15 protein-coding genes are annotated in these 17,157 nt (G+C 64.2%); 7 read left to right on the forward strand and 8 right to left on the reverse strand.

Annotated elements, in window-relative coordinates:
- Positions 1–18 precede the first annotated feature (18 nt).
- Together trxA and FBY41_RS00360 are read left to right on the forward strand one after the other, a co-directional pair.
- A complete protein-coding gene (gene trxA, locus FBY41_RS00355) occupies positions 19–405 on the forward strand; it encodes a thioredoxin (RefSeq protein WP_141841463.1) in 387 nt (128 codons plus the stop codon).
- A gap of 4 nt (positions 406–409) precedes the next feature.
- On the forward strand, positions 410–862 hold the full coding sequence (locus tag FBY41_RS00360; protein WP_141841464.1) for a YccF domain-containing protein: 453 nt from the start codon (positions 410–412) through the stop codon (positions 860–862).
- A gap of 585 nt (positions 863–1,447) precedes the next feature.
- Here the strand turns inward: FBY41_RS00360 and FBY41_RS00365 are convergent.
- Entirely contained in the window at positions 1,448–1,750 is a 303-nt protein-coding gene (locus tag FBY41_RS00365) for a hypothetical protein (RefSeq protein WP_141841465.1), read from the reverse strand.
- A gap of 590 nt (positions 1,751–2,340) precedes the next feature.
- Here FBY41_RS00365 and FBY41_RS00370 point away from each other — a divergent pair.
- Positions 2,341–4,620 (forward strand): NACHT domain-containing protein, encoded by a 2,280-nt coding sequence (locus FBY41_RS00370; RefSeq protein ID WP_141841466.1) that lies wholly within the window; start codon positions 2,341–2,343, stop codon positions 4,618–4,620.
- A gap of 207 nt (positions 4,621–4,827) precedes the next feature.
- On the opposite strand, the gene FBY41_RS00375 is transcribed toward FBY41_RS00370, so the two are convergent.
- The gene (locus FBY41_RS00375) at positions 4,828–5,874 is read right to left on the reverse strand and encodes a hypothetical protein (RefSeq protein ID WP_141841467.1); all 1,047 of its coding nucleotides are present in this window, start codon (positions 5,872–5,874) and stop codon (positions 4,828–4,830) included.
- A 408-nt stretch (positions 5,875–6,282) separates the two neighbouring features.
- Positions 6,283–6,936 carry a hypothetical protein gene (locus FBY41_RS00380; protein WP_141841468.1) on the reverse strand — a complete coding sequence of 218 codons (654 nt, stop codon included), beginning with the start codon at positions 6,934–6,936 and terminating at the stop codon, positions 6,283–6,285.
- Positions 6,937–8,217: 1,281 nt separating this feature from the next.
- Between FBY41_RS00380 and FBY41_RS00390 the strand changes: the two genes are divergently transcribed.
- Complete coding sequence (locus FBY41_RS00390; protein WP_185748816.1) at positions 8,218–9,384, forward strand: PD-(D/E)XK nuclease family protein; 1,167 nt, start codon at positions 8,218–8,220, stop codon at positions 9,382–9,384.
- Between the two features lie 24 nt (positions 9,385–9,408).
- Here the strand turns inward: FBY41_RS00390 and FBY41_RS00395 are convergent, their stop codons facing one another.
- Together FBY41_RS00395 and cysM are read right to left on the reverse strand one after the other, a co-directional pair.
- The gene (locus FBY41_RS00395; protein ID WP_141841471.1) at positions 9,409–10,425 is read right to left on the reverse strand and encodes a DUF7669 domain-containing protein; all 1,017 of its coding nucleotides are present in this window, start codon (positions 10,423–10,425) and stop codon (positions 9,409–9,411) included.
- A gap of 368 nt (positions 10,426–10,793) precedes the next feature.
- Positions 10,794–11,681, reverse strand: coding sequence for a cysteine synthase CysM (cysM, locus tag FBY41_RS00400; RefSeq protein WP_141841472.1), 888 nt, complete (start codon positions 11,679–11,681; stop codon positions 10,794–10,796).
- Positions 11,682–12,333: 652 nt separating this feature from the next.
- Here cysM and FBY41_RS00405 point away from each other — a divergent pair.
- The gene (locus tag FBY41_RS00405) at positions 12,334–12,711 is read left to right on the forward strand and encodes a VOC family protein (protein ID WP_141841473.1); all 378 of its coding nucleotides are present in this window, start codon (positions 12,334–12,336) and stop codon (positions 12,709–12,711) included.
- Positions 12,712–12,982: 271 nt separating this feature from the next.
- Here FBY41_RS00405 and FBY41_RS00410 read toward each other — a convergent pair whose 3' ends face one another.
- A complete protein-coding gene (locus tag FBY41_RS00410; protein WP_141841474.1) occupies positions 12,983–13,471 on the reverse strand; it encodes a nitroreductase/quinone reductase family protein in 489 nt (162 codons plus the stop codon).
- A gap of 345 nt (positions 13,472–13,816) precedes the next feature.
- Here FBY41_RS00410 and FBY41_RS00415 point away from each other — a divergent pair, with 345 nt between their 5' ends.
- Positions 13,817–14,131: a hypothetical protein gene (locus FBY41_RS00415; RefSeq protein WP_141841475.1), complete on the forward strand. Its 315-nt coding sequence runs from the start codon at positions 13,817–13,819 to the stop codon at positions 14,129–14,131.
- A gap of 249 nt (positions 14,132–14,380) precedes the next feature.
- On the opposite strand, the gene FBY41_RS23710 is transcribed toward FBY41_RS00415, so the two are convergent.
- Entirely contained in the window at positions 14,381–15,364 is a 984-nt protein-coding gene (locus tag FBY41_RS23710) for a helix-turn-helix transcriptional regulator (protein WP_260439473.1), read from the reverse strand.
- Between the two features lie 172 nt (positions 15,365–15,536).
- On the opposite strand from FBY41_RS23710, the gene FBY41_RS00425 reads away from it, so the two are divergent.
- Positions 15,537–15,923, forward strand: coding sequence for a hypothetical protein (locus tag FBY41_RS00425; protein WP_141841476.1), 387 nt, complete (start codon positions 15,537–15,539; stop codon positions 15,921–15,923).
- A 195-nt stretch (positions 15,924–16,118) separates the two neighbouring features.
- Here FBY41_RS00425 and FBY41_RS00430 read toward each other — a convergent pair whose 3' ends face one another.
- Positions 16,119–17,060 (reverse strand): acetoacetate decarboxylase family protein, encoded by a 942-nt coding sequence (locus FBY41_RS00430; RefSeq protein WP_141841477.1) that lies wholly within the window; start codon positions 17,058–17,060, stop codon positions 16,119–16,121.
- Positions 17,061–17,157 lie beyond the last annotated feature (97 nt).

Consider the following 17,157-nt stretch of genomic DNA (forward strand, 5'->3'; position numbering starts at 1 on the left):
CCGATCGTTGGGAGAAGCATGGCTACCACTGACCTGACCGCGCAGTCCTTCGAGAAGACCGTTCTCGACAACGACATCGTGCTCGTCGACTTCTGGGCCTCCTGGTGCGGCCCGTGTCGCCAGTTCGCACCCGTCTACGACTCCGCCTCGCAGAGCAGCGACAACGAGGGCATCGTCTTCGGCAAGGTCGACACGGAGGCCGAGCAGTCGCTGGCGCAGGCCGCCAACATCACCTCGATCCCGACCTTGATGGCCTTCAAGGAGGGCGTGCTCGTCTTCGCCCAGCCCGGCGCGCTCCCCCAGTCGGCGCTGCAGGACGTCATCGAGCAGGTCAAGGCGCTCGACATGGCTCCGATCAAGGAGCAGATGGCCGCTGAGGCGGCGTCGGGTCAGGCCCAGGCCTGACGACGTGCGCCTCGTCCTCAACGTCATCTGGGTGCTCTTCGGGGGCATCTGGCTCTGGCTGCTCTACCTGCTCGCCGGCGTCATCGCCTGCGTGACGATCATCGGCATCCCCTTCGGCCTCGCGGCCTTCCGCATCGGGTGGTACGCCCTGTGGCCCTTCGGTCGCACGGTCGTCGACCACCCGGCGGCCGGGGTCGGCTCGACGATCGGCAACATCGTCTGGGTCATCGTCTTCGGGTGGTGGCTGGCCCTGGGGCACATCACGACCGCTGTCGCCCAGGCGCTCACGATCGTCGGCATCCCGCTCGCGCTCGGCAACCTCAAGCTCGTGCCCGTGTCGCTCTTCCCGCTCGGCAAGCGGATCGTGCCGGTCGACGGCAACGGCTACTCCGCCTACGGCCCCGACGTCATCGGACCCGGCCGCACGACATCGTCGGAGGACCTCCACCTGCGCTGAGCGCGCTCGTCCGGAGGAGCGCACCTCCCCCCATCGAAAGAGCAGTCCGTCGCCCCTGCGGGGGGCGACGGACTGCTCTTTCGATGGCAGTGACAGCGTGACGTGGCCACCATCAAGTGGTGGAGGTGGCGGGAACTTCGCCCCTATGCAGTTGACCTGCTGTTTTGTGGCTAACCACGACCGCGTGTCAGCAATGTGACAGAATCCTCAGATCGCTGCTCCCAGCGCCTTGACTGCGGCGCTGGTCCGACTGCCCCGACCGCTGCGACGCACCGCCATCCGACTGACGGCCACGAGGCCCGCCATCTCGGCGACGTTCAGGCCCGCCGTCGGCGACATCTCGATCGGCAAGTTCGGCTGCGGCTGGGGCTGGGCCATCCCGTCGCACCCCTCACCCCTATCGTGACGGTCGGCAGCGTCGTCGAGCGGCCCACCTGCTTCGGCACAGCCGCATCGACACGCCCCTTTCGCCCAGAAGGGGCGTGTGCCGGCGGTCACCGCCAGCGATTCGCCACCTTGCTAGCCCGAGCACCGAGGCATGCTCGCGATGTAGCTGCCGCATTGCCCACAAGCACGCCCGCACCGTCAACGATCCCGCCGATGCGCGACTTGCTCGTCCTGCTCGGTGAACACCCCGACCGGGCAAGCCGGCTCGGGACAGCTCCAGGTCTTGCGCCACTGCACCCGCACGGCACGCCCGAGGCAGGACGCGTCGATCAGCTCGACCTCGCGCCGGCCGTGACTGAGCGCCACCACCCCGCACGACGGGGACCACCTCGGTCCGGGAGGTGACTCCACCCGCACCCAAAGATGCTCCTCGTCCTGAACCACCTCCACCACGTGCACCCCCTCCAGGCCCACCAACAGATCGCAGTTGCCGCAGTACACGGCCGCACAAGAGCAACGCGCAGCAGCACACGCCGTAGGCTCGGTCATCGTCGAGGTCCTCGCGGAGCACAAGCTTGGTCGCTACTGATCCTGAGGGCCTCGACCCCTCCCTCACCGCATCACGGAACCGGGCGTGTCAGCACCGCTCCCACCCCAGGACCCACGAGCCGCTTTCGGAGGCCACCTGGCGGTGCAGGCGGCCGAGGCCCGGCGCCATAGTGGCGGAGGCCGGAGGCTTCTTGGCTCACCACGTTCTCGAAGCCGCGGAATCCTCGCTCTGACGTGGTCACCGGCAGGCGCAGCGCGGTGGCACCGCCAGTCATCGGCGTGGTGCACCCCCGCACCGCCTCGGCGGTCTCCGTCGATCGGCTCAGTGACAACCCGGGTGGCACGAGTCGGGCCTGAGCGCGGGGGTCCCCCTGCCTGAGCCGGCCGCGATTCAGCTAACGGCGCGGCTGAGCCGCCCCGTTGATCTCTTAGCTCCTGATCCAGCAAGTCAACGCGTCGTCTGTCTGCAGTCCGCGTAGGCTGCATCTCCTTGGCGATGATCTGAATGAGTCTGCAATGCACGCCCCGGGGAAGGAATGACGGTGGACCACCCGAAGGATTTTGAAGTGCGAGTCCTCGCAATAGCGCGCGCTATTCATGATCCGCTTGGCCTGCAGGGATCACGAATGATCCTTGGAAAGGAGCGCGACGGGGTCTTCATTAGCGAGGATGCAATTAATGTATATGAGGTGACCACCTCGCCTGCCAAAGCGAAAGCCGTAAAGGATGGACAGAAGCTTGCCGAGCTGGTAAAGCACCTGAAGTCAGCGCGAGAGAACCGGTTCAAGAGTGCTACTGGCTGGTTCGTCACCGCTGGCGAGCCAACGGCAGAGCAACGTGAGGCGATCCGAAGCATTTCTCGAACGAGCACATACGATATACACATTGTGAGCGTGCAGACGCTCCGGGGCCGGCTCTGCAACGTCGAAGGCTACCTAGCTGCTCGAGGCCAGTCTCCCTTCGGGAGCGTCTACTCGGATCACGCTGGTTCAGCGACCGTCGAGCCGAGGATCCGCCGAGCAACGAAGCAGATAGGCGTCAGGGAACTAGCCGCGGAGATTCTCGACGGCGCTCGACTCCTACTTACTGGAGATTTCGGAGTCGGCAAGAGCTTCACCCTTCGTGAGTTGTACTTTGAGTTACGGAAACGCTACTTCAAGCGCCCTGCAGAAAATCCGTTCCCGGTTCATATCAACTTGAGGGAATGTGTCGGACTGCGCACTCCTGCTGAGGTTCTAAGGAGGCACGCTGAGGAGATTGGCTTCTCGGATGACAGAGGCCTGATCTCCGCGTGGCGCGCTGGCTCATGCATCTTGCTCCTTGATGGGTTCGATGAAGTAATACCCAGCAGATGGCTAGGCTCTGCCACAAACCTTCGTCAAGTGCGCTGGGAAGCATTGAGCCCGATCCGGCGCCTTGTTGAAGAAGCGCCGCACGGTGCGGGAATCATCGTGGCTGGACGCGGCCACTACTTCTCGTCCCCGGAAGAGATGCAGTCCGCCCTAGGCCTTGGCCGAGCGGAGACTCTTTTCCTCGACGATTTTGACGAGGAGCAGGCCGACGAATTTCTTGCGGCGAATACACCTGGCTTGAAAGTCCCAGAATGGCTTCCTACCCGTCCGCTTCTACTGTCGCACCTGGTCAAGATTGGCGCGCTTAGTAGTGCCGCTGAGATTGGGCAAATGGAGCCCGCAGCGGCTTGGCGGGTGCTGCTTCAGATGATCTGTGAGCGCGAGGCTCGGATCTACCAGTCAGTTCCACCGCAGACGATCCAAGCCCTTCTGCAGCGACTGGCGACGGCAGCACGGATGAAGGGCGACCCCCTCTCCCGACTCACTGTCGCGGATCTCGAGAGAGTGTTCTTCGAAGTGAGCGGTCGGAGGACTGACGAGGAGGTTTTCCAGCTTCTTCTTCGGCTTCCTGGCCTTGCTGTCACCGAGTCTGGCGCGAACGCCGAGGAGCGCATCTTCGCTGATGAAGTTCTTGCGAGCACGGCATACGGTGAGGATCTCGCTGAGTACATCTCGAGTCCGTACCAAGGTCACGTCCTGTGCGAGGCGGCAACATGGCCGGACTCCGCAGACGATATGGCCATCGATGCCTGCGCTTTGTCGCTCGGCAGTCGTGGAATTACCCCTAGACAAGTGATCGCCGCCTGCGAGAACCGAATGAATCATCACTTCTACGACGCGATCCTTATGGACGCCATTCGAGTGTCCGATGAGGTGGGTGACCATGGATTCCCGGGAAATTTCATCGTCGAGGGGATCTTGGTGCGCCAACTTGCGGTGGGGCCTGAAATGACCGCGCTGGGCAATGCGCACATCCGTGACAGTGTTATCGAGGTGCTCGATATGTCGCAGGTTGAGCGGGCTGACGACTGCCCCACAATTGAAAAGTCGCTTGTATCGAAGGTCCTCGGCCTGACTTCGCTCTCGGATGCGCTGAAGGTTCGGTTCCCGGCGACCGAGATAGCGCAGTTCTCGGCCAGTAATGCCACCACAAATGGCATCATGGGGTTGACGCTCGATCTTGACGATCGAGTTGCATTATCGGTTCTGCATAAGGTCTACGCCAAGCGAGGGAGCGGTCGTAAAGACTCCGCGCTTCCCAGAGGCCTGGATCAGGCCGCGAAAGAGCGATTGCCGCACGTCTTGACAGAACTGCTTTCCTCGGGTTTGCTTTCGAGCACATCGCGCGGCAATGTGGTTCTCTACCTGCCGGTAAAGGGGATATCCACACAGGTCGCTGAACTCCTAGCCGCGCCAAACACCTTCCGACTGTCGGAGGCGGCGACCCTGGTCGGCGCGACGTCGGACTGACCGCCGCGACATTCCGCCGCGAAGCGGCAGTGTCCTTCCACCGCCAATGCGTCGGTCACACTCACTAAATTCTTTCGCAGCACTCGGCCGGCCCAGGCGTCTGGAGCGCACAGCGCTCTTCGACTTGTGGGGTTCAGGGCCGATGGCTTACCAATTTCCTCTTGCCACCAAGCCTGTGGCTCATTACACAGATAGAGGTGCGACAACTCAAGTGTGCGCAGAAGTAGGTGCGGTCAACAGCCGATCTCTGACAAGCCGCTCCTCTTGGTAGGTAAGACCTTCCTCAAGCCGCTCGGCCTCCAGCTTGAGCCAAGCGGCACGCGCCCTCCTCTGCACCCTTGAGCGAGCACCAAGGGTTGCGTAGACAATCGGTAGCGAGGCACATATGAGCGGGGTCAATATCACCACGGCACTTCGGCCTCCCACTTCCTGTATGGAGGCGCCTAGCATGACTGCCCACATCGCTACCCCCAACGGCCAGATGAGCAGTTCTGCGGAGCCGCCTGCGCCACGGGCCACCCACCTGGCCCGAACAGCAGCTGCTAGATCCAAGGCACACGCGGACCACAAGAATGTGGCCCCTCCGCCCAAGGCCATGAAGAGCGCGATCTTCCACCAAGATAGTTTTGTGCCGTCATGGAGAATTGCCCATAAAATGATCAATGATGCAGCGCAGCCCAAAATGATCATAATCCGCTTGGGATTTGCCACCCGGAACAAGAGGACATTCCTGAAGTGCATGGTCCGAAAAGGCAGCGGCGGTGGGCCAGAAGCAAAGTCCTCGGCTACACTTTCGAGTCGCTCACCAAGCCTCCGAGCCTCGAGCCATCTACTGTCCGCGCGAACTTCGGCTATGGGCGCCAGGCCGCAAAGAAGCGCCGCAAGGGTGAAAGGCACAGCGGCCCCCATTGGTCCATTCTTGCCTAAAGCGACGGGGATGAAGAGAACCTCTAGCACAGCCGCGGTGGCGGTGGAATACAGAACGATAGCGTCCAGGGCAACGGCTTGCGCTCGAGCCCTCACCGCGGTTTGCACATCATTGGCACCAGTCAGTGCAACGGCAATCCATAACGAGAGAGCCACCCCGGCAACACCCAGCGCCATCCCCATGACATCATCCTCAACATTACTGTGCCATGAGCCCAACCAAGATGGGAAGGTCCCCCAGTCAGCCTCCAGACCCTTGGCGACCATGAATGAGAGCCCGCTCACGGGCGCGGCAATGAAGCAGGTAGCAACCGCAAAGATGAGCATGCGCTGGCGAGTCTCCCGAACGGCCGATGCCACTCGGCAAACCTCGTCGTCTCGTCTTCCTAGGGGGTGCTCGAGAGGAAGGCGCGGTCCAATGGGTTTGTGCGCGGCCGACGCGGGCGGTTCATTGTGCTGAACCTTTGCAAGGACAAAATTGCTCTGAGCATGTGCGCGGGACTCCATCTACCCTCCACAGGTGCGATCGACGTTGCCAACATCACACCATGGGCTACCGACATCGACGACCGGAAACGTCGTCCAGGCTCGGGGAGGTGGTGCCGGGGCAGGCATTCCCGATCCCGAGATGCGCTTAGCTCGACACCACTTGCAGACTGGGCTGCGTCCTACCGCCGCTTACCGCCCAGTCGCGGGGCGGCGTCCCACCGGCTTTTTTCGGAGGGCGGCCGTCCGCTATGACCGCAGGTTTGCCGGCTGCGTTCCGACTCTCGACCAGTGTCGATCGTTCATCTCGAAAGTCATGGAGCAAGTCTCGATCAGCTGTTGGATCCACTCTTCGCGATCTTCGTCTTTCACCACGATGCTCGGGTAGCCACTTCCGGGGTACATGTGGTGACTGAACGGCCGGACGTCCCCGCCCTCAATGGAGTGCACCTCGAACTCGCGGCCTAACTTTGGCACTCGCAGGTGCACTTTGTATACCGGCGTCTGGCTCGTGGCGTTCCTCACCTGGACGCGGACCTCGTTGATGACTTCTGCGGACCAGGATCCGAACATCGCCTCGATGGTGATCAGCTGTGCAGCAGCGAACTCCACCGCGGCGCTCTCGGCCCGCTGACTGGCGGTCTCCTGCTCTGCCTTTCTCCGCAGATGGTCTTCAAGAAGGAACGCCCGCGCTGCTACGAGAACAGCAGCGATAGTGCCCAGTCCGCCGACCCACGTGCCCACGGCACCAACGGCATCCCAGCGCGACGAGCACTGGTCACTTCCGATACAGGCACCTGCGTAGCTTCCCCACCATAGGCCGGCGGCGAGGCCCACCGCCAGCCCCAACAGTCCCCAAGTGAGCGCTCCCCAGTGACGGCCTTGTCGCGTCTGCTCACTCATGCGGGGTAGCCTAGGTGGCGGCGCCCACCTCAGTCCCCGCCCACGCTGGATGGGCAAGCCGGGTACCCGGCCGGACGGCTTGGAAGCATCCCAGGGGACGCACGGTCGGGCTCGCGAACGTGATCACTCACTCACTGCACCGCCGCAAGGGCTACGCCACGATGGTCGTCGAAGACATCACCCAATAGGCTCGATCGATCGATGCCGGCCGCATCGACCTCAGCGCCACGTTGGAGGGCCAGCGGATCTTCAAGCGGGCAGGTTTCGTCCCAACAACCGCGCCACGCTTGAGACTCGTCCTCTGAGACCCTTCCGGAGCGCCGCCTGCCCTCACCTTGCAGCTGGGCGCGATGCGTCCTTCCGCTGCGAAATTCCCCTGCCGTGGCGAGTTGAGGTACGCCTTAGGACGTCAACGCCCTCCCAACCAGTACAACGCTAGATCTACGTCGCGCGCCGACAGCTGACGACCGCATACGTTTTGGACTTTGACCCTGAGTTGCTCGACAAGAGTCATGTACCTGCCGTACCTCCCTGGGGATGACGACAGCGTCATCCCCAGCCGTCCAAGCCCCACGTGCGCGCGCCGGTCGTAAACGGCCATGCGTGCCGGGGCGGCAGCGACAAGAAGCGCGGAGGCCAGCGCGTCCCCAACGACAAATCCCGGGAGCGGGGACAGGGCTGATCGGCCAGCTGATGCCGCAGCCGGTGTCGCTAGGGCAGGATCGCGGACACTGGCCACGGCCGCCTGGGTCACACTTCGCACGTGCGCGTCCGGGAGCAACATGAGCTCCCGAACCCACTTCGTGTCGGCACGAAGTCGCTTCCAGAAGAGCAGCGCCCCGATGTCCGCTTTCCCGATCGAGGTCGTGGCCTCGATCCGTCCTGACACTTCGACCAGGACCTCGTCGTATGTCTCAGAGACCTCACGAACATAGTCGTCGTGCGCCGCGGCGAGGCGGACAGCTGCACTATTTGTGGGTTGGCAACTCATTCAGGCAGGTTGGCATAGATCTTCGCCGATGCGTCAGACCGGGAGCCGTGCCCGCCCGGGTCGCTTCGCCGCGACGCGGGCGCGGGGAGCGTCGATCCGCCTTCCATATCGCCGACCGAGCGTTCATGTCGGAGGGAAGTGCCCGCCAGTCGAGGCTGGTCGCTGCCAAACCCACGGCGTCGTGTTCGGCACAGCGTTGGGCGTCTGCCAGCCGCGACGCTCTCAAGGTCTCACGGGGACTCGTCGCGCTAGTCTTACCGGGGGAGCGGCGGCAGCTTCGCGGAGGGTTCATGAGCGACGACCTTGTGACACAGCTTCTGCCGACCCTCGCCAGGTCCCTGGAAGTCGAGTTCAACGTCTTCGACGTCATGCACCACGGCATTCACGAGAAGCAGATCTCGAACGCGTTCAGGTGGCTGTTAGAGGCGGACGGCAGCCACGGCCTGGGCGAGGCGTTCGTGGGGATCTTCATTGCCGAAGTGAACCGGAATCTTGTCGGGGTCGAGCCTTTGGAACCCAGCGGGTACTGGGTGCGCCAAGAAGTCAATATCGCCGAGGAGAGCGGCGGTGTCGACATCGCCGACCTCGTCCTGGAGAGCAAGTCCGCGACGCTTGTCATCGAGAACTATGTCACCTCGGATGGCCATGGTCACGGCTACGACGAGTACCTCCAGTACAGCCGGCGCCATGGTCGGGTCGGTGCGGTCGTGATGCTCTGCCATGGGGTGGACCGATCGCGGCTCTCCAACAACTGGGAGAACGCCGCGGTCGTGACGTACCGATCGGTCTTGGAGAGACTGCGTGAATTCGTCGACGTCGACCGCACGTACCGGCTTAGGTTCCCCGAACCCTACTCATTCATCGACCAGATGCATCGCAAGTTCGTGAAGGGAAGCGGGCGAATGGAGGATCGGAAACTGCTCGACTTCGTCGTTGCCATGTGCGACACAGGGGAGGCTGCGCGGTACGCGAAGAACAACATCGACCAGGTCGCAGAGCAGTTCGCGAGCGACCTGCAAGAGCAGGCGCGTGAACGCTTTGGCGAAGGACGCGAACTCCTCCAACGGGTGAAGGACCGACTGAAGGCGTTCAGTCGCGAGGTCCTCAGGCGGCAGTTGGACGCCGCTACGTCGCGCAATCTCGTGCGAAGGGTGGCCGCCAACTATATAGGCAAGTGGCGATGGGAGGTCATCCTTGATCTGGAGGCCACAGACGGTACCGCCGACAACATCCAACTGATCTTCGGTCCCTCCGCGTGGCACACACAGCTTGAGTCTGCACCCGACCGCATTGCTGACCCCGACTACTCACGGATGTTCATCTGGCGTCACAGCACCAAGGAGTTTCGGCAGTCAGCGGTCACCCTGCAAGAAGTCCTCGACGGCATCGACCGCGAGGACAATCGGCTGCGCGACGAGATCCTGGAACTCTTGGGGCAGCGGCCGCTGATCCCCTAGCGTCGACGCGCCGCACACGTACGGTCACTCCCTGGCCTGCATTCCATTCTCCTCTAAGCCAGACGGGCCGGCAGCCTGCGACGACGCGGCCACCCCTCCCGGATAGCCACCGGCGATGAAGAAGGTCATGTCCACCACCTTGGCCCGGGGGTAGAGCCGGGTGGTCGGCTGCCCGGTGGTGAAGTCCAATGTGGGCTCACGCAGCCGGTCGATGGCCGGCGCGTTGGCTTGATAGAAATCCCCGACACGTCGCAGAGCAGCCTGGCCAAAGGTGGAGACGCCAAAGCCTTTCTTGAAGTAGGTATCGAAGGCCGGAACGCAGCCGAATACGCCAAGCATCACCTTGGTCACGAGGATGTCAGATGCTTCGACCGGGCGTAGCGCAGAGCGGACATCGAGGGCGGTCCGATAGAACAGATCAATGCCTGTCGTGTCATAGCCATCGAGGTCCAAGTCCCATACCTGGGCAGGGGCATGGGCGATGGCCTCAATAAGCGGAGCTAGGTGGCGGGCGCTTCGCTGCAGCAGGTCGGATGATCCGCGCAGCATACCCCAACTGGCGAGGTAGAAGCCGAGGTGGAGGCAGCTGGTCTCCATGCCGGTGGGCTCACCCCAGGCTGCGACCGTTGTCCGGTGCTGTTGGAAGTGGTTGAAGCAGTAGTCGAATGAGGCGTACCGCGCGGTCGGGTTGCGATCGCCGAGATATCTCCCGACGGCTTCCTCGATGTCCACCTCGGGCGGCAGCTGCGCAACTGCTCTCCGGGGCTGACCATCTGACTGCGACTTCTCGAGGGCGGGCTCGGCGTCGTAACGCCTGTACAGGCCGTGCTCGATCCGCGTGATGAGCGGCTGCCGGTTGGCGAACATGCCGCGCGACCCGGCAGACGCGTTGGAGGTTGCAGCCTGAATATGCGCGCGGAGTGATTGTTCCTTCACGTCCGGGTAGTGACGGCGGAACCATCCGACCATCTCGGAGGCTCGAAATGGGTCCGTGAGGTGCTCTACACATTCCTCTAGGCGATCCCAGATCGTGTCAGCCACGGAATCATCTTCCCACCTGGTCCTAGCGTGCGCCCCGATCGCAGTAAGCTCAACCGTTCAGGTGCTGATCTGACCGCCAACTTGAACTCGGTGGGCCGTGGACACTCGAGGCTCTGGCGCGCCAGGAAAGACGTCGCGCTGCCCGATGCGCCGACGTCGAGTTCGCTCATGAGGCGGAGGGCTCCACCTGCGGGAGCGACGGACGCTGTCGTGCGTTGGTCAGCATGCCCGGATGAGCGGAGAGCAGATCGGGACCACCCGCTGGAGATGCGTCTAACCGCCGCAAGTCGACCTGACGTTTCGTGGAGGGAATGGCACTTCATGACGCGTGCTGGGGGCCGGATGTCTCCGGGCGTCAGCCAAAGTTCTCAGGCGGGGAACACGCCGCTGGAGAGGTACCTGTCGCCGCGGTCGCAGACCACAAAGACGATCGTCGCGCCCTCGACCTCCTTGGCAACCTGCAGGGCGGTCCAGCAGGCGCCGGCCGCGGAGACACCGCCGAAGATGCCCTCCGCGCGGGCCAGCCGGCGGGCCGTCTCCTCGGCGTCGGTCTGGGTGACCTCTACGGTCCGGTCCACCGCCGACGGGTCGAAGATTTTCGGTACGTACTCCGGTGGCCAGGCGCGGATCCCAGGGATTTTGGAGCCCTCGGCGGGCTGTGCCCCGATGATCTGGATGGCGGGGTTGCGCGCCTTCAGGAACCGCGAGACCCCGGTGATCGTGCCGGTGGTGCCCATCGCGGACACGAAGTGCGTGATCCGTCCGTCGGTCTGGCGCCACAGCTCCGGGCCCGTCCCGTCCTCGTGGGCACGGGGGTTGTCCGGGTTGCCGAACTGGTCCAGGACCCGCCCGCGGCCCTCCTGCTCCATCCGCGTCACGACGTCGCGGGCCTCTTCCATGCCGCCACCTGCCGGGGTGAGGACCAGGTCGGCTCCATACGCCTTCATCGTCTGGATCCGCTCGGCGGAGGCGTCCTCGGGCATCACGATGACCAGTGGGTAGCCGCTGATCGCCGCCGCCATCGCCAAGCCGATCCCGGTGTTGCCCGACGTGGCTTCCAGCAGGGTGTCGCCGGGGGATATCTCCCCTCGCGCCTCCGCGCCCCGGATCATGCTGATCGCCGGCCGGTCCTTGACCGAGCCGGCCGGGTTGTTCCCCTCGAGCTTGGCGAGCAGCACGTTCCCGCGGCGTTCGTTCTCCGGCCCCGGCAGGCGCTGCAGACACACCAGAGGGGTGTCACCGATGACGTCCTCCATCGTGGGGTACGCCGGAGGGTTGCTCACCCGCCCGAGTCTACGGCGGCGGTCGCCGAACAACCGCAGCCGACTACTCGCCCAGCACGCACCCATCGAGCGCAAAGAGGTCCGCGCGGATGACGTAGGTCCGGGAGGCCGTTCACACCCCGGCTCGACGTGCACCTGCGTCTAACCGTCGTCTAACCGGCCGCTTGTGCGACCACGTCGCCACGGTCGTTTGGCGTTATCCCCTCGTTCTGCATTTCATCCGTCCCGGCGGCCAACCGCGTGGCGAGGTCCGGCGACCCTGCCCTGTTGGGGTGTCCGCCGTCGATGACGAAGGTCAGATCCACGACCTCGGAGCTGGCACATTGAGTGCTCCCACCATGGCCGCCCAGCATGGAACGCGGCCGCCTCCGTACCGCGAGAGCGAGGCGAAGGCCAAGGCGAGACGCCGGCGTACCCCTGCCCCCGACTGGCGGACGCTGGGCGTCGCCGATCAGCGTCTCAACGAAGCCGGCTCCCCGCTACCGCCGCCTGTCCGGCACGCCACGCTGGTTGTGTTCGCGGCTGCACCGCGATCTGTCCGTGGTCCGCATCCATCGTGTCACCCCAGGGTGCCCAGATCTTCGCTCGCGCTTGCAGCCAGCGTGCGGCGCCTACTCTCAGCAACATGGACGCTCCTCAGATCACCCTCGGATCCATCAACGTCGAAGCCGCGGATCCGAACGCGCTGGCGACATTCTGGGCAACGCTCACTGGCGGCACACCCACCTCCACCGGCGACTCGGTCTACTTGCCACCCGCGGGGCCGGGCGGGTTCGCGATGTTCTTCCAGCCGCTCACCGGGCCACGCCCCGACCATCCCACGATCCACCTTGATCTGACCGTGCCCTGGGGAACGCGACGCCAAGAGGTCGACCGGCTGATCTCGGCCGGCGCGACAAAGCTCTGGGACGTCCTCGACGAGCATCCGCACGTGCGGTGGACGACGATGGCCGACCCCGAGGGCAACCTTCTATGTGTAGCCGAGCATCCGCCAAGTTCCTGAACGCGCCCACCAACCAACAGAGATCACCACGTCAACGCGAACAACGGCACATTGAGCGTTTGGCGCCCAGGTAGGTGCGTCACACCGCCGAGAATTGGCCGACAAGCCTCCGTCGAGGGCGGTCTGTGTCCGAAGCAGGGTGAGAGCTCTGGCCGGCTTGATCGAGAGCCGGGGTGTACGGTCTGCGAGTCGCGCACCGATCCGGCACGACGGTCGTCACCTGTCCGCTCGCATAACCGCAAACCCGCGCCGCTGGCCCACGCTCTTCGAACTACAGGTAGCTCAACCGGAACACCGGGTAGTTGTCTGCGATGGCACGGATGTCGTCAATGGACGGGTCAGGCTCCAGCCCAAAATAGAACCGCGCCTGCTGGGCATTGGCCTCGGCACCACTGCGTCGGCCGCCAGCACGCAAATACTCGGCAATGATCTCCGGCCTGTCGGACGGCGCGAGCTCATCGACATGGACGGGGTGTGCTCCACGACGGAGGATCACCGCATCGCCCTGAGCTGCCCGAACGTTCCTGACCCACTGCGACTCCCCGGCAAGAGCCACGAGATAGTCGTCGCCTCTATAGCGAGTACGGAGGATAGGAATGCGTCGAACCTTGCCAGAGCGGCGTCCTCGCACTTTCAAAGTCACCGCGTCTCGTGGAGCGAGCCCCAAGGATGTCAGCAGTACACCCAGCCAGTTGAGGCGCCGATACCAGGCCGCCGGCGGCCGGTAAGCCGTCCGCGCTGAATAGTCCTGAGGCTTCATTGTTGATCGACCTTCTCAAGCGATGGCGCTCTCCTGCCGCACGTGCACCTTCGCAGGAGCTCTCCTCCTCCGACAGGGCCGAAGGTCCCGGCCTGAACGACTACAACCGTCGACTCGGATGGCCGCAAACGCCGCCATCAGCGTTCCCGGGACTGCGTCACACCGCCGCCAGTCGACCTCCGTGGCTCTGGTCAGTGGTCCCGCTGAGCGCGGCGTCCGAGACCAGCGGCAGCCGATTCAGTTGGCGCTATGACTCTTCCCGTGGGTTCCTGTGGGTAGTAGCCTGATGGTGGAGAAGTATCCGGGATAGTGACCTTTGGCGCCGGACGAGGGGGTCGAAAGAACATGGCTGAGAGTAAGTTCCGTTTGGAGAGTTTTTCTTCGGAGGATCTCCCGGATGGACTACAAGTGGTGAAGGAGAGCCCCGAAGGGACGAAGATTCTGGCTTACGTAGAGAACGGACGGATCACTCGTTATGAAGCGGAAGACAGTTCTGGAAACCCGCGTTCGGTCTTCCTGATGAAACAGTCGGCGCCTGCCGTCAGCGCCTCCTTGGATCTCCCCTTCTCTGGTATCTGGGATTGGGTCTGTGTACTTGACGATGTAATGCCGTATTGCGTTCACGATTCGTCCGGACCAAAGTTCTTTCCGCCGGCTTGACGGCCCGCGCACCCCATAGATCCGGAGGTGACAGGAGCACTCGCGCCTGAGCGGGGTATTCCTGTGCCGCAATTACGGGGGTCAGCCGTGCGTCACCCCGCTGCCAGTCGAACGCCCCGACGGGATCTTGAGCCCACGTCACCTGCGGCTGACAGCAGTCGGAGAGTCCAACTAGAAAATGCTGGCCACGGCAACGTCGCCGTGTCGGTGGCGTCCCATGTCGCCGTGTCGGTGGCGTCCCATCCCGAGTCACCGTTGCGCGAGCCGCCAGCGAACCTCTGCGCGCTGCCGCACTCCGAGCTTGCGAAGGACAGCCGCGACATGTGACTTCGCAGTTGTCTCTTTGACCCCCAGAGAAGCCGCAATATCGCGATTGCTCGGTCCGTCGATACGAGCGAGAAGCTCGGCCACCTGACGTTCGCGTGGCGTGAGCGTGGCCAGGACGTCAGGGCCTGCTGCGACGCTGGCGAACTGCGAGAACTTGCCAAGGAGCATCGAGCACCGAGCGGTTAGCTCATGAATGACAGCACCTGGCGTCGCCGAGTTCTCGAGCGAGCTCTCCAGGACTTCCAGCGAGTGCTGCAGGCCGTGGAGCTCCTGTGCCACGAAGTTGATCAGGTCCTCGGTGGTTGACATCTCCGGACCGCCGAGTTCGGGATAGAGCTCCGCGAGCCCCAGGCGTTCCTTCTCCGTATCGCGGTGTGAGCGAGCCAAGGCGAGTGCGCTGGCGAGCCACTCGAAGGCGCGCGCGTGCTCGTCGGTAAAGGTGTCTGGCTCGGAGCTCAGGACCGCCATGAACCCAGTAACCGGGATGTCGGAGTCAGCGTCCCAAAGGGGCGTGACGATGGCGTCGCGGGAGGTCTCTTGCTCGTCACCGAACATGTAGCCGCGGTTGATGACGGCGCCATCATCGTCGCGGTAACGGTACGTCTTCTGGCTGGCCATCATCCATGCGGTCAGCCCCTTGGGCCCGTAGGGAAGCACCTCGATGGGCAAAGCTTGTCCATGGTCGAAGGTGTAAGGAAAGGCGGTCATGCCCACTCCCGGCCGGATCAGCGCCACGTAGAAGCTGTCGATGCTGGCTAAGCAGTCCATCGCCACGCGAATCGCGGCGTACAGCCGGAAGTCGTCTCCTCGGGGCGCCATCGAGATGGCACGGTCGGCCAAGCGGAGCACGCGTATCGTCGAATCGCTGAAAGGGGCCAAGCCGTCGCCAGCGGAGCGTGTGGTCACAGTGGCCAGTCAACCTGCATTCTGCCGACCGGTCGAGCGTAGCCACCATCATTATTCGGAGGATGCCCCTGCCCACCCGTTGGCGAATGGGCGCCGAGTGCCCGGCGCTTCATTCTGGGATTGAGCGGCCTGATGCGCTAGGGCTGGGCCACCCGCACGGGAGGAGAGTTGGATGAACGCTCGAAAACTGGCTGCAGGGGCACTCGCGGCCGGCGCCATTTTGGCGGCGAGCGCAGCACCCGCGCAAGCGGCCAACGCTTGTTGCTGGCAGGTCGACTGGGGTCGCACCGGCGGGACCGGCGTCGCGTATCGGAACGCGCCCGCCATCTCGGCGAAGACCGGCGCGTATGGGCTTCCAGCAGGGGCAACTGTTGGCTTGTGGTGCTGGTCGTACGGCGACCGGGTTGGCCCGAACGGCAACAGCCTCTGGTGGCATATCGACGCCTTCGATGGCCGTGGGGACTTCTGGGTCGCGGATCACTACCTGACGACCCCCGCCCCGAACGGCAGGCCGACGCTGACGGGCAACTGTCCTGGGGCCGACGAGACGCCAAATTGACGCAAACGGAAGGTTTCCTGTGCGTCGCGCTGCCCCCGATGACGACCCGGGCGGGGGCGGGGCGGTTTGGAGCATTCCGCCGCCTGCCGACCGGACCCGCTATGACGATTCCGCCGAGAAGAGCGGGATCGGCTGGCGGGCGCGGTCTGCCATGCCGCTATCGCACTCGCAGGCGCGTTGCGAAACCCTTCGCCGTCACGCAGGCCCGTGCATTGGTGATTGCATGTCGAGTGGCACCGTGTACAGGTCGAGCGGCGGCGTGTCGGGGTAGGCCACCGTGTACCGACCACGTTCTGGCTCCTGCCCGACGTATCCGCGGTACGGGTGCCCGGTTCCCACTGGGATGCCCGCGCCGAACAGCATCCGGGCATCGAGGTAGCTAGCCGCCATGATCGGGGTGGTGTCGATCCTCAGTCCGCGCAACTCGTCGGCGACCGGGTGGTCCCCGAACGCGAGGTGGCCACTCGCAGAGCCGATCATCGTCTGCCGGTGGCCGAAGAATCGGACAGCGCTTTCTAGGAGCTGACCGTCGAGCACGGAGTACATGATCACCGGGGCCCGGTTCGTCGTCACGCGCCCCGAGGGCATTACCCGCACCGTCAGGATCTCGCGGCCGGACTCTGAGACGGTGAGGGACCGGCGGGCCGGCTCCTCGACGAAGTCCATGTCGGACACGAACTTCGGGTATCCGAGCAGCAGTCGGCCACTCTCCGCGGCGATGGCCGTGGTCACCGGCATCTGCAGCACGAAGCCGCGGACACTGCGGCCAAAAACCGGCAGGCCGCGTGGTGCGGGCCGCCGACTGACGATCACGCCCACGCTGACCTCGCCGTAGGGCGGGGCAATGTACGGTTCACCCCCGTCGTAGCTCGCCGTCACGTCCTCGTGGCGCATCGCAGCGACAAAGACGACAGCGCGACCGTCGAACCAACGCACCGGGCGTAGGTCGCCAGTCGGGATCGCGGCACGGACCGCTTCGAATGCCGCCAGGTGCAACGTCTGGAACGCAGCAATCCGGTGGATCGCCGTCGGCCCCCTGACCACGCGCCCGCGAAACTCGGCGACAGGTCGTTCCCCAGCCCACTCGAAGAACGTCGCGTCGCGGCCGGACCGGGTCCAGCCCTCCCATCTGCGCATGACTCCCCCGTTCCTAGGTGGTCACTCCCAGACGACGCCACCGGGCAGCAGGAACGCCAGAGTCCTTGGTCCCGAGCATGAGACCTACCGCCGCGCT

The sequence above is a fragment of the Humibacillus xanthopallidus genome, from assembly GCF_006716675.1.
In the GTDB taxonomy this organism is placed as follows: domain Bacteria; phylum Actinomycetota; class Actinomycetes; order Actinomycetales; family Dermatophilaceae; genus Humibacillus; species Humibacillus xanthopallidus_B.

What these genes read in the sequence shown, in the direction of transcription:
- trxA (WP_141841463.1), top strand. Translation starts at nt 19, where the DNA reads ATGGCTACCACTGACCTGACCGCGCAGTCCTTCGAGAAGACCGTTCTC.
- FBY41_RS00375 (WP_141841467.1), bottom strand. Translation starts at nt 5,874, where the DNA reads ATGCTCATCTTTGCGGTTGCTACCTGCTTCATTGCCGCGCCCGTGAGC.
- FBY41_RS00380 (WP_141841468.1), bottom strand. Translation starts at nt 6,936, where the DNA reads ATGAGTGAGCAGACGCGACAAGGCCGTCACTGGGGAGCGCTCACTTGG.
- FBY41_RS00390 (WP_185748816.1), top strand. Translation starts at nt 8,218, where the DNA reads ATGAGCGACGACCTTGTGACACAGCTTCTGCCGACCCTCGCCAGGTCC.
- cysM (WP_141841472.1), bottom strand. Translation starts at nt 11,681, where the DNA reads ATGGAGGACGTCATCGGTGACACCCCTCTGGTGTGTCTGCAGCGCCTG.
- FBY41_RS00405 (WP_141841473.1), top strand. Translation starts at nt 12,334, where the DNA reads ATGGACGCTCCTCAGATCACCCTCGGATCCATCAACGTCGAAGCCGCG.
- FBY41_RS00410 (WP_141841474.1), bottom strand. Translation starts at nt 13,471, where the DNA reads ATGAAGCCTCAGGACTATTCAGCGCGGACGGCTTACCGGCCGCCGGCG.
- FBY41_RS00415 (WP_141841475.1), top strand. Translation starts at nt 13,817, where the DNA reads ATGGCTGAGAGTAAGTTCCGTTTGGAGAGTTTTTCTTCGGAGGATCTC.
- FBY41_RS00425 (WP_141841476.1), top strand. Translation starts at nt 15,537, where the DNA reads ATGAACGCTCGAAAACTGGCTGCAGGGGCACTCGCGGCCGGCGCCATT.
- FBY41_RS00430 (WP_141841477.1), bottom strand. Translation starts at nt 17,060, where the DNA reads ATGCGCAGATGGGAGGGCTGGACCCGGTCCGGCCGCGACGCGACGTTC.